This window comes from Pseudomonas sp. rhizo25 (assembly GCF_031931935.1).
In the GTDB taxonomy this organism is placed as follows: domain Bacteria; phylum Pseudomonadota; class Gammaproteobacteria; order Pseudomonadales; family Pseudomonadaceae; genus Aquipseudomonas; species Aquipseudomonas synxantha.
Genome location: NZ_JAUJXA010000006.1, coordinates 140,881 through 153,141, shown reverse-complemented (window position 1 = coordinate 153,141; position 12,261 = coordinate 140,881). Strand labels below are relative to the sequence as shown.

General features: G+C 59.9%; 11 protein-coding genes. All 11 read left to right on the top strand.

Translation table 11 applies throughout. The features are described from left to right. Positions 1–100: 100 nt before the first annotated feature. The 11 genes from QZR30_RS15665 (at position 101) to fliG (ending at position 12,258) form a co-directional block, all read left to right on the top strand. The gene (locus QZR30_RS15665) at positions 101–1,789 is read left to right on the top strand and encodes a flagellin N-terminal helical domain-containing protein (RefSeq protein WP_046071784.1); all 1,689 of its coding nucleotides are present in this window, start codon (positions 101–103) and stop codon (positions 1,787–1,789) included. 72 nt (positions 1,790–1,861) lie between these two features. After that, positions 1,862–2,206, top strand: a complete 345-nt coding sequence (locus tag QZR30_RS15660) for a flagellar protein FlaG (RefSeq protein WP_046071785.1) — start codon at positions 1,862–1,864, stop codon at positions 2,204–2,206. A gap of 83 nt (positions 2,207–2,289) precedes the next feature. Next, positions 2,290–3,660 (top strand): flagellar filament capping protein FliD, encoded by a 1,371-nt coding sequence (gene fliD, locus QZR30_RS15655; protein WP_046071786.1) that lies wholly within the window; start codon positions 2,290–2,292, stop codon positions 3,658–3,660. 119 nt (positions 3,661–3,779) lie between these two features. Then, positions 3,780–4,169, top strand: coding sequence for a flagellar export chaperone FliS (gene fliS, locus QZR30_RS15650; protein WP_034117091.1), 390 nt, complete (start codon positions 3,780–3,782; stop codon positions 4,167–4,169). A 25-nt stretch (positions 4,170–4,194) separates the two neighbouring features. After that, a complete protein-coding gene (locus tag QZR30_RS15645) occupies positions 4,195–4,491 on the top strand; it encodes a hypothetical protein (protein ID WP_005790088.1) in 297 nt (98 codons plus the stop codon). A gap of 169 nt (positions 4,492–4,660) precedes the next feature. Continuing rightward, positions 4,661–6,133: a sigma-54 dependent transcriptional regulator gene (locus QZR30_RS15640; RefSeq protein ID WP_043049678.1), complete on the top strand. Its 1,473-nt coding sequence runs from the start codon at positions 4,661–4,663 to the stop codon at positions 6,131–6,133. Positions 6,134–6,401: 268 nt separating this feature from the next. After that, the gene (locus QZR30_RS15635) at positions 6,402–7,613 is read left to right on the top strand and encodes a sensor histidine kinase (protein ID WP_059397768.1); all 1,212 of its coding nucleotides are present in this window, start codon (positions 6,402–6,404) and stop codon (positions 7,611–7,613) included. A gap of 7 nt (positions 7,614–7,620) precedes the next feature. After that, complete coding sequence (locus QZR30_RS15630; protein WP_068967549.1) at positions 7,621–8,997, top strand: sigma-54-dependent transcriptional regulator; 1,377 nt, start codon at positions 7,621–7,623, stop codon at positions 8,995–8,997. Between the two features lie 130 nt (positions 8,998–9,127). Then, positions 9,128–9,457 (top strand): flagellar hook-basal body complex protein FliE, encoded by a 330-nt coding sequence (gene fliE, locus QZR30_RS15625; protein WP_005790083.1) that lies wholly within the window; start codon positions 9,128–9,130, stop codon positions 9,455–9,457. Positions 9,458–9,473: 16 nt separating this feature from the next. Beyond that, positions 9,474–11,249: a flagellar basal-body MS-ring/collar protein FliF gene (gene fliF, locus QZR30_RS15620; protein WP_043049681.1), complete on the top strand. Its 1,776-nt coding sequence runs from the start codon at positions 9,474–9,476 to the stop codon at positions 11,247–11,249. Then, a complete protein-coding gene (gene fliG, locus QZR30_RS15615; protein WP_003192957.1) occupies positions 11,242–12,258 on the top strand; it encodes a flagellar motor switch protein FliG in 1,017 nt (338 codons plus the stop codon). Before fliF ends, fliG begins: the two co-directional genes overlap by 8 nt. Positions 12,259–12,261: the final 3 nt, after the last annotated feature.

Genomic DNA, 12,261 nt, shown 5'->3' with positions numbered 1-12,261 from the left:
ACCGGCTACCACGACGATAACTATTACGTAGGTTCTCTAGGCCACACCCGGCGGTCGCCAGGGCCGGAAGCCGCAGTATCCAACCAACGAGGATTTCGTCATGGCATTATCAGTAAACACCAACATCACCTCCCTGGGTGTCCAGAAGAACCTGAACAAAGCTTCCGACGCTCTGAGCACTGCGATGAACCGTCTGTCGACCGGCAAGAAAATCAACAGCGCCAAAGACGACGCTGCCGGCATGCAGATCGCCAACCGTCTGGGCAACCAGGTTAAAGGCTTGAACGTTGCAATTGCCAACGCCGCCAACGGTACTTCGATCGCCCAGACCGCTGAAGGCGCAATGCAGGAATCCACCAACACCCTGCAGCGTCTGCGTGAACTCGCCCTGCAAGCGGCCAACGGTGATAAAAGCGACGCTGACCGTGTTTCCCTGCAGCAAGAATTCACCGCTAAAGTGGGTGAGCTGACCCGTATCGCCAACACCACTACCTTCGGTGGTCGTAACCTGCTGGACGGTACGTTCAACAACGTTGCTTTCCAGATTGGTGCCAACGCCAACGAGACTATCTCGTTCGGTATGGGTGACACCAGCGCTACTGCCCTGAAAGGTTCGTACAGCGAAGCCACTGTGAACGGTGCTGCTCTGGCTGGCATCAGCGCCACTGCAACCGGCGCTTCCCTCTCGGGTGCCAAGGTCGCTTCCGGTGCAGCGCAAACTGCTCTGCAAACTGCAGGTGCCGGTGTTGCTGCTGGTGGCGCAACCATTAACATCAACGGTAAAGATATCGCTCTGACTGCTGGTGACAAAGGTGCCGCGGTTGCTGCTGCGATCAACACTGCCAATGCCGGTGTTACCGCTTCCTGGGATGAAACTGGCGGTAAAATCAGCCTGTCTTCTCCTGCGGCAATCAACGTATCCGGTGGCGCCACCGCTATCGGTATCGCTGATGGCAAAACTGCTGCAGCCCCTGCTACTGGCGCAACCACTCTGGACGCCGCCGGCGCAATCAGTGTTAACGGCAAAGCCGTGACCTGGGCCGCCAACGCAACTATCACTTCTGTGCTGACCAGCATCAAAACTGCTGTAGGCACTGGTGGCGACGCTACCATCGGTTCTGATGGTCGTATCCAAGTTAAGTCTGCTGGCGGCGCTGACGTAGCCCTGTCCAACACGACTGCTGGCTCGTTGTCTTCTCTGGGTCTGTCGGCTGGTACTTCCCAGGCCAAACTGACCGCTGACACCTCGATCAGCCTGAACGGCGTTGAAGTGAAGTTCAAGGCAGGTGATAACACTGACGCGATCGTTTCCTCGATCAACAGTGCAAGCACCGGTGCTACCGCCAGCAAAAACTCTGACGGCAGCCTGGCTCTGTTCTCCAAGAAAGACATCGTAGTGGCTGACGGTAGCGCGGGCACTGGCCTGGCTGCACTGGGTCTGACTGCTGGCTCCAGCAAAGCTACCACCCTGGAAACCACCGTTTCCAACCTGAGCGTCCTGACTGCGGCAAGCTCGCAACAGGCCATCCAGGCTCTGGAAGGCGCCATGCAGCAGATCGACAGCCAGCGTTCGCAACTGGGTGCCGTACAAAACCGCTTCGACAGCACCACTGCCAACCTGCAGAGCATTTCGCAGAACTCCAGCGCTGCCAAAGGCCGCGTAGAAGATGCTGACTTCTCTGCCGAAGCTGCTGAGCTGACCAAGCAACAAACCCTGCAACAGGCTTCCACTGCGATCCTGGCACAGGCCAACCAGCTGCCATCCGCTGTACTGAAGCTGCTTCAGTAACATCGGTAACGGTTGACTAACGGAAGGGTGCGTTTACGTACCCTTTCGTTTTTTCAGTTATGAGGTGATGACATGGACATGAGCATTAAGCTGAACGCGTCTTACCCGTCTGGTGCAACCCCGGTCGCTGGCACGCCTGCTAGCGTGGCCAAACCTGTGGCGCAGGCTGAATCAGCTCTTGCCGATGAGCCCAAGCGTGCGGCATTGGAGCAAGCTGTAACCGATATTCGTGAGTTTGTTCAGGCGAGCCAACGCAACCTGGACTTCTCCATAGATGACACTACCCATAGAGTCGTCGTCAAAGTGATCGCCACCGATAGCGGTGAAGTGATCCGACAGATTCCCTCGGAAACTGCGCTGAAGCTGGCCCAGGATCTGAGCAAGGCCGGCAGCCTGTTGTTTGATACCAAGGCGTGAGTTGGCACGAAACATGTTTCTGATTGCTGCCTGAGCGTTAATGCGCCAAAAAAGCAGCAGCCGCAGGACAAGGAGAATTGCAAATGGCAAGTTCAACGATTTCCGGCCCGGGTTCGGGCTACGACACGCAATCTATCGTCAAGGCTCTGGTAGGTGCTGAAAGGGCGCCGAAGCAGACCCAGATCACCAGTCAGCAAAAAGATACGACCGTCAAACTGTCGGCCGTTGGCACGGTGAAGACGGCGTTGGAAGCCTACCGGGCGGCAATCACCAAGTTGGACAACATTTCCTCGTTCAACGGTCTTGCGGCTACCAGTTCCGAAGAGAAGAACGTCAAGGTTACCCTCGGGGATGGAGCTTCCAGCGGGAAGTACACACTCGTCGTGAACAACCTGGCAACGACGTCGAAAGTGACGACCAAGGTTTTCGAGGGCGGTACCTCTGCCAAGGCAAACAGCTCTGACGACAATCAGACGCTTACTATCAATCAGTCGGGTAAAAGTTACGATGTGACCATACCCGGTGGTGCGACCTTGCAGCAGGTGCGTGACTCCATCAACACTCAGTTGTCGGCGCAAGGTATCAATGCCAACGTATTGAGTGACTCTAAGGGTTCGCGTCTGGTTATCGGCTCCAGCAACAGCGGTGACGGCACTGCGATTACCCTTAGTGGTAACTCGGAGCTGGCCGCCGGTTATGATCCGGGCCAGGTTCCGAAGAACGCCAAATACTCGATCGATGGCGTTGCGATGGAGTCCACCACCAACAAGATCAGCTCGGCGATCAGTGGTGTAAGCCTGGAGTTGCTGACTGAGGACCCGACCAAGCCGCTCACTACCACCATTACCGTGGGCAGTAACACTGAGACTCTGAAGACGTCGGTGCAATCGTTCGTCACGGCCTACAACGCGCTGATGACATCAGTCAATGCGCAGACCAAAGTCACGGCCACGGGTGATTCCTCGACTACTACCGCGGCGGCTTTGACTGGCGACTCATCGATGCGCCAACTGGTGAACAGTTTGCGTGGTGAGCTGGTCAACGGTTCGGGCAGCGGCGCCATCAGCAGCCTGGCCCAAATGGGCATCACCACCGACCAGAAGACCGGCCTGCTCAGCCTTGACGACAAGACCTGGGACAAGGCTGTGGTCACCGGAGCGGGTGATATTGCCAAGATGTTCACTGGTGACAAAGGCTTGATCAGCCGCATGAACAATGTGACCTCAGGCTATGTTGGCGCCACTGGCACGCTGGCCGCACGCGCAACAGACCTCAACAACAAGTTGACGGAGCTGACCACTGAGCAGAGCACCCTGGATCGCCGAATGGAGGCCCTGCAGACGTCTCTCACGGCTAAGTACACCGCGATGGACACTATGATTGCGCAGATCAACAACACCAGCTCCAGCATCATGACCACGCTCAACGCATTGAATAATCCTAAATCGAACTGATTGAAGTAGGGCGCGCTTTGCGCCCTCGGCTTCGGTTCTGGATTAAAGTTTTTGCCGGTGCAGTCGAAAGACTGGATAGAGCAATCCTATTCGCCCGTGGCCTGTTTTGAGGTAGCAACATGAACCCTATGAGAGCCCTTCGCCAATACCAGAAGGTCAATTCCCACGCTCAAGTATCCGAGGCCAGCCCTCATCGTCTGATTCAGATGCTGATGGAAGGTGGGCTTGAGCGCCTCGCACAAGCCAAGGGCGCAATGGCGCGTGGGGATATTCCACAAAAAGGTTTGTTACTCACAAAGGCTATCGACATCATCACCGGGTTGCGTCAAGGCTTGGACGAAACGAAGGCCGAGGATCCCGCCACTATCCAGCGTCTTGCGGCGTTGTACGACTACATGAACGTGCGCCTGTTGAAAGCAAACGCCAGCAATGACCCAGAAATCATCGATGAAGTTGCCCGCTTGCTGATAACCGTCAAAGAAGGCTGGGATGCCATCGCTCCACAATAAGGCCGATCGCCTTGAGGTACACATCATGAGCCATGCACTGCAACGCATCGACGAAACCCGCGAAGCCCTTCTCGGCGCGCTGGCTGAGCGTAATTGGGAAGCTGTCGGCGAGTTGGACCTGGGTTGCCGTGCGGTGATTGATGAGGTGCTCAGCGAAGTGCCGGTGGACGAGGGCGCATTGCGCGAGAAATTGGAGAGCCTGCTGGTGGTTTATCAGCAGTTGCTGGAAGTCACGACCGGCGAGCGCCAGGCGATTTTCGAAGAGATGTCGCAGATCAACCAAGCTAAAAATGCGTCAAAGGTTTACCATCTGTTCGGATGAATGGGCTCAGTTGGTCCGAACGGTGCGTCATATATTTGACTGTGCCAGCATTTTTGACTTAACTAGTGCTGTTTTCAGATTTCAGACGTCTAGTAAGTAAGAAATCTTACAAGCGTCTTGATTGCCCTCATTCCGGGGCAGGAAGTTTTACTAGGGAAGTTGCTATTGCATGTGGCGTGAAACCAAAATTCTGCTGATCGATGACGATAGCGTCCGCCGCCGCGATTTAGCGGTGATTTTAAATTTTCTCGGTGAAGAAAATTTGCCCTGCGGCAGCCACGATTGGCAGCAGGCGGTCAGCTCGTTGGCGTCGAGCCGTGAAGTCATCTGTGTGTTGATCGGGACGGTAAACGCTCCTGGCGCAGTTCTGGGCTTGTTAAAGACACTGTCAACCTGGGATGAGTTCCTTCCCGTGTTGCTGATGGGCGATATTTCTTCCGTGGACCTGCCGGAAGACCAGCGCCGCCGTGTGCTTTCCAATCTGGAAATGCCGCCCAGCTACAGCAAATTGCTCGATTCCCTGCACCGCGCCCAGGTCTATCGCGAGATGTACGACCAGGCCCGCGAGCGCGGCCGTCACCGTGAACCCAACCTGTTCCGCAGCCTCGTCGGCACCAGCCGGGCGATCCAGCACGTGCGCCAGATGATGCAGCAAGTGGCCGATACCGACGCCAGTGTGCTGATCCTCGGCGAGTCGGGCACCGGCAAGGAAGTGGTCGCACGTAACCTGCACTATCACTCCAAGCGCCGCGACGGGCCTTTTGTGCCGGTCAACTGCGGGGCGATCCCGGCAGAGCTGCTTGAAAGCGAACTGTTCGGCCACGAGAAGGGCGCCTTTACCGGGGCGATCACCAGCCGTGCCGGGCGTTTCGAGCTGGCCAATGGCGGCACCCTGTTCCTTGACGAAATCGGCGACATGCCACTGCCGATGCAGGTCAAGCTGCTGCGCGTGCTGCAGGAGCGTACCTTCGAGCGCGTGGGCAGCAACAAGACCCAGAGCGTCGACGTGCGCATCATTGCCGCCACCCACAAGAACCTCGAAAGCATGATCGAGGTCGGCAGCTTCCGCGAAGACCTGTATTACCGCCTCAACGTATTCCCCATCGAGATGGCGCCGCTGCGTGAGCGCGTGGAAGACATCCCGTTGCTGATGAACGAGCTGATCTCGCGCATGGAGCATGAGAAACGCGGTTCGATTCGCTTCAACTCCGCCGCGATCATGTCCCTGTGCCGCCACGGCTGGCCGGGCAACGTCCGCGAATTGGCCAACCTGGTGGAGCGCATGGCGATCATGCACCCCTACGGTGTGATCGGCGTGGTCGAGTTGCCGAAGAAATTCCGCTACGTCGACGATGAAGACGAGCAACTGGACAGCCTGCGCAGTGACATGGAAGAGCGCGTGGCGATCAACGGCCATACCCCGGACTTCGGTGCTACCGCGCTGTTGCCGCCCGAAGGCCTGGACCTGAAAGACTACCTCGGCAACCTGGAACAGGGGCTGATCCAACAGGCCCTGGACGACGCCCATGGCATCGTCGCCCGCGCCGCCGAGCGTTTGCGTATCCGTCGAACCACCCTGGTGGAGAAGATGCGCAAGTACGGTATGAGCCGCAAAGAAGGTGATGAACAGGCGGATGATTGACGCCTGTTTTTCAACACATTGATTTAGGGTGCCCGACCTCACCAATACTGTTCAGTTTATGACGGTGCCTGTTGCCGTCATACTGCGTTGCCGCTCCTCCCCATAGCGAGCTATGAGTCGTCGCGGCGCCTTGTCTGACAGCAACAGTCACTCGTCAAAACGGAACTGTATTGGCGAGGTCGGACACCGGCGATTTTTTCGGCACGGGTATTGCTACAGCCCTCGCAACGTTCCGTTTAACTGACGGTCAGCCAAGCGAGAGAGCATCATGCCCCACGCCGCCCAACTAGCTACGGCCCCTGCCATCCAGGGGCTGGTTTCGCCTGTAGAACCGCCGACCCGCCAGGGCCTGGAGCAAGCGTTCTCACAGTTCAGCCAGATGTCGAGCCAACTGACCGACTCCTACAGTCTGCTGGAAGCCCGGGTGTCCGAGCTTAAAGGCGAACTGGCGGTGGTCAGCGCCCAGCGCATGCAAGAGCTGGCCGAGAAAGAGCGCCTGGCCAACCGTCTGCAAAACCTGCTGGACCTGCTGCCCGGGGGCGTGATCGTCATTGACGACCAGGGCCGCGTGCGCGAAGCCAACCCGGCGGCCTGCGACCTGCTCGGCCTGCCGCTGGAAGGTGAGCTGTGGCGTGAAGTCATCACCCGCTGCTTTGCGCCGCGTGAAGACGACGGCCATGAAGTCTCCCTCAAGGACGGGCGGCGCCTCTCTATTGCCACCCGCTCCCTGGACGCCGAGCCGGGCCAATTGGTGTTGCTCAACGACCTGACAGAAACCCGTCACCTGCAAGACCAGTTGGCCCGCCACGAACGCTTGTCGTCACTGGGGCGAATGGTCGCGTCCTTGGCCCATCAGATCCGCACGCCGTTGTCGGCGGCGTTGATCTACGCCAGTCATTTGACTGATGAGCAATTGCCGGCCACCACCCACCAACGCTTTGCCGGGCGCCTCAAGGAGCGCCTGCATGAATTGGAGCACCAGGTGCGCGACATGCTGGTGTTTGCCCGCGGCGAATTGCCGCTGACCGACCGCGTCACGCCTGCCGGCCTGATGCAGTCCCTGCAAGCGGCGGCGGCCACCCATGTCCAGGACGCCAACCTGCGTTGGCAGTGTGACAGCCACCAGGGCGAGTTGCTGTGCAACCGCGACACCCTGGTCGGCGCGCTGCTCAACCTGATCGAAAATGCCACCCAGGCCAGCGGCCCGGGCGCGCGCCTGAAAGTGCACCTCTATACCCGTGAACAAACCCTGCGCCTGTGTATCAGCGACAGCGGCAGCGGCATTGAGCCGCAGGTGTTGCAACGCCTGGGCGAACCGTTTTTTACCACCAAGACCAACGGTACTGGCCTGGGCCTGACCGTGGTCAAGGCGGTGGCCCGGGCCCATCAGGGACAATTGCAGCTGCGTTCCCGCCTGGGGCGTGGCACCTGTGCATTGATGACCTTGCCGCTGTTTTCCAGTGCGGCAAGCGCGGAGTAAAAGAATTATGGCTATCAAGGTTTTATTGGTGGAAGACGATCGCGCCCTGCGTGAAGCATTGGCTGACACGCTGCTGTTGGCGGGCCATGACTACCGTACGGTCGGCTCTGCCGAGGAAGCCTTGGAGGCAGTCGAGCAGGAAGCCTTCAGCCTGGTGGTCAGCGACGTCAACATGCCCGGCATGGACGGTCACCAGTTGCTCGGCCTGCTGCGCGCACGCCAGCCGCAGCTGCCGGTGCTGCTGATGACCGCCCACGGTGCCGTCGAGCGGGCGGTGGACGCCATGCGCCAGGGCGCGGCGGATTACCTGGTCAAGCCGTTCGAACCCAAGGCATTGATCGAACTGGTGGCCCGACACGCCCTGGGTGTGATTTCGGCGGGCGAGGGCGATGGGCCGATTGCCTTTGAACCGGCCAGCGCGCAATTGCTGGAATTGGCGGCGCGGGTAGCGCGCAGTGATTCCACCGTGCTGATTTCCGGCGAGTCCGGCACCGGTAAAGAAGTGCTGGCGCGTTACATTCACCAGCAATCCAGCCGTGCCAAGCAACCCTTCATTGCGATCAACTGCGCGGCGATCCCCGACAATATGCTTGAAGCCACCTTGTTCGGCCATGAAAAGGGCTCGTTCACTGGCGCCATCGCGGCCCAGGCCGGCAAGTTCGAACAGGCCGACGGCGGCACCATCCTGCTCGACGAGATCTCGGAAATGCCCCTGGGCCTGCAAGCCAAGTTACTGCGCGTGTTGCAGGAGCGCGAAGTGGAGCGCGTGGGCGCACGCAAGCCGATCCAGCTGGATATCCGCGTGGTCGCCACCACTAACCGCGACCTGGCTGGCGAGGTAGCGGCGGGGCGCTTCCGTGAAGACCTGTTCTACCGGCTATCGGTGTTTCCGCTGGCCTGGCGCCCGTTGCGCGAACGCCCGGCGGATATCCTCCCGCTGGCCGAGCGCCTGCTGAACAACCACGTCAAAAAAATGAAGCACGCCCAGGCGCGGCTGTCGGCCGAGGCCCAGGCCTGCCTGGTCAGCTACCCATGGCCGGGTAACGTGCGCGAGCTGGACAACGCGATCCAGCGTGCGTTGATTTTGCAACAGGGCGGCCTGATCCAGCCCCAGGACTTCTGCCTGGCCATGGGCAATGGCGCGGCGCCGTTGCCGAGCCTGGCGCCGGCGCCAGTGGTTGCCGAGGCGGAATCGGCCGGTGCCCTGGGCGATGACCTGCGTCGCCGCGAATTTCAGATGATCATCGACACCCTGCGCGCCGAACGCGGCCGCCGCAAAGAAGCGGCCGAGCGCCTGGGCATCAGCCCGCGCACCTTGCGCTACAAGCTGGCACAGATGCGCGATGCCGGAATGGACGTGGAAGCCTACCTTTTCGCCACCTGAAAAATGCTTCGGCTGACATGGTTTGTCGCCTTTTCTTACGAGTCGCCACGGACCTGGCACCCTTGTTGCTACCTCCCCTGTAAGAGCGGCGTAGCGTCAAAAAAATGCGGGTTGTCGGAGAGAGAAGTTCATGAGCCAGGGTATTGAGTTCAATCGGTTGATGTTGGATATGCGCGCCATGCAAATGGACGCCATGGCTCAGCCGAAATCCGTCGCGCCAGCACCGGAATTGGGCCAAAGCAGTTTTGCCGACATGCTCGGCCAGGCAATCAATAAAGTCAGTGATACTCAGCAGGCGTCCAGCCAGCTGGCCACTGCGTTCGAGATCGGTAAAAGCGGCGTGGACCTCACCGATGTGATGGTCGCCTCGCAGAAGGCCAGTGTGTCTTTCCAGGCCCTGACTCAAGTGCGTAACAAGCTGGTTCAGGCTTACCAAGACATCATGCAGATGCCGGTTTAAGGACGAGATTTAAGTCATGGCAGAAGCACTCTCCGACAACCTCCCCGCCAAGACAGACGGCAAACCGCCTCTGTTTGGCCTGTCGTTCCTGGAAAACCTCTCGGAAATGACCATGCTGCGTCAGGTAGGCCTGATGGTCGGCCTGGCGGCCAGCGTGGCGATCGGTTTTGCCGTGGTGTTGTGGTCGCAACAACCTGATTACCGCCCGCTGTACGGCAGCCTGGCGGGCATGGATTCCAAGCAGATCATGGAAACCCTCGCCGCCGCTGACATCGCCTACACCGTGGAGCCCAACTCCGGGGCGCTGCTGGTCAAGGCCGATGATGTGGCTCGTGCGCGGATGAAACTGGCTGCCGCTGGCGTGACGCCGTCCGACAGCAATATCGGTTTTGAAATCCTCGACAAGGACCAGGGCCTGGGTACCAGCCAGTTCATGGAAGCCACCCGCTACCGTCGTGGCCTGGAAGGCGAACTGGCGCGCACCATCTCCAGCCTGAATAACGTCAAGGGTGCCCGTGTGCACCTGGCGATTCCGAAAAGCTCGGTGTTCGTGCGTGACGAACGCAAGCCCAGCGCCTCGGTACTGGTCGAACTGTTCTCCGGCCGCTCCCTGGAGCCTGGCCAGGTTCTGGCGATCGTCAACCTGGTGGCCACCAGCGTCCCCGAATTGAGCAAGTCGCAAATCACCGTGGTCGACCAGAAGGGCAACCTGCTCTCCGACATGGCGGAAAACTCGGCGCTGACCCAGGCCGGCAAGCAATTCGATTACAGCCGCCGCATGGAAAGCATGCTCACCCAGCGCGTGCACAACATCCTGCAACCGGTGCTGGGCAACGACCGCTACAAGGCGGAAGTGTCTGCCGACGTGGACTTCAGCGCCGTTGAGTCCACCTCCGAGCAGTTCAACCCTGACCAGCCGGCGCTGCGCAGCGAGCAGTCCACCAGCGAGCAGCGCACCGCCGCCAATGGCCCGCAAGGTGTGCCGGGGGCCTTGAGCAACCAGCCACCGTCGGCCGCCTCGGCACCGCAGACCACCGGTGGCGCCGCTGCCACTGCTGGCGCGATCCAGCCCGGCCAGCCGCTGCTGGATGCCAACGGCCAGCAGATCATGGACCCGGCCACCGGCCAGCCGATGCTTGCGCCATACCCGGCGGACAAGCGTAACCAGTCCACCAAGAACTTCGAACTCGACCGTTCCATCAGCCACACCAAGCAGCAACAGGGCAAGATCAATCGCCTGTCGGTGTCGGTGGTGGTCGATGACCAGGTCAAGGTCAACGCCGCTGACGGTGCCGTCACCCGTGCACCCTGGACCGCCGACGAATTGGCGCGCTTCACGCGCCTGGTGCAGGACGCCGTCGGTTTCGACGCCAGCCGTGGTGACAGCGTCAGCGTGATCAACATGCCGTTCTCCGCCGAACGCAGTGAAGTGATCGCCGACCCTGCGTTCTACACCCAGCCGTGGTTCTGGGACATCGTCAAGCAAGTGCTGGGGGTGTTGTTCATCCTGGTGCTGGTGTTCGGCGTGCTGCGCCCGGTGCTCAACAACATCACCGGTGGCAGCAAGAAACAGCTGGCCTTGGCCGGTGGCGATGTGGAGTTGGGTGGCATGGGCGGCCTGGACGGCGAGCTGGCCAACGACCGCGTCAGCCTCGGCGGCCCGCAAAGCATCCTGTTGCCAAGCCCGAGCGAAGGCTATGACGCTCAGTTGAACGCAATCAAGAGTCTGGTAGCAGAAGACCCGGGCCGTGTGGCTCAGGTCGTGAAAGAGTGGATTAACGCAGATGAATGATCGAGCCGCTGTGGCCAAGCTTTCCCGGGTCGACAAAGCCGCAGTCCTGCTGCTGTCCCTGGGTGAAACCGACGCCGCCCAAGTGCTGCGCCACATGGGCCCTAAAGAGGTCCAGCGTGTAGGCGTGGCCATGGCGCAGATGCGCAATGTGCACCGCGAGCAAGTCGAGCAGGTGATGAGTGAGTTCGTCGAGATCGTCGGCGACCAGACCAGCCTGGGCGTCGGCTCCGACAGCTACATCCGCAAGATGCTCACCTCGGCCCTGGGCGAAGACAAGGCCAACGGCCTGATCGACCGCATCCTGCTGGGTGGCAACACCAGTGGCCTGGACAGCCTCAAGTGGATGGAGCCGCGTGCGGTGGCTGACGTGATCCGCTACGAGCACCCGCAGATCCAGGCGATTGTGGTGGCCTACCTGGACCCGGACCAGGCCGGTGAAGTGCTCGGCCACTTCGACCATAAAGTGCGCCTGGACATCATCCTGCGCGTGTCGTCGCTGAACACCGTGCAGCCGGCGGCGCTGAAAGAACTCAACACGATTCTCGAGAAGCAATTCTCGGGTAACTCGAATGCCTCGCGCACCACCCTGGGTGGCATCAAGCGCGCGGCCGACATCATGAACTTCCTCGACAGCTCGGTCGAAGGCCAGTTGATGGACTCGATCCGCGAGATCGACGACACCCTGTCCGGCCAGATCGAAGACTTGATGTTCGTGTTCAACAACCTTGCCGATGTCGACGACCGTGGCATCCAGGCGTTGCTGCGCGAAGTGTCCTCCGACGTGCTGGTGCTGGCCCTCAAGGGTTCGGACGAAAACGTCAAGGAGAAGATCTTCAAGAACATGTCCAAGCGGGCCTCGGAACTGTTGCGCGACGACCTGGAAGCCAAAGGCCCGGTGCGCGTCAGCGACGTGGAAACCGCCCAGAAGGAAATCCTCACCATTGCCCGCCGTATGGCCGAAGCCGGAGAAATCGTTCTCGGCGGGAAGGGCGGCGAAGAAATGATCTAAGGC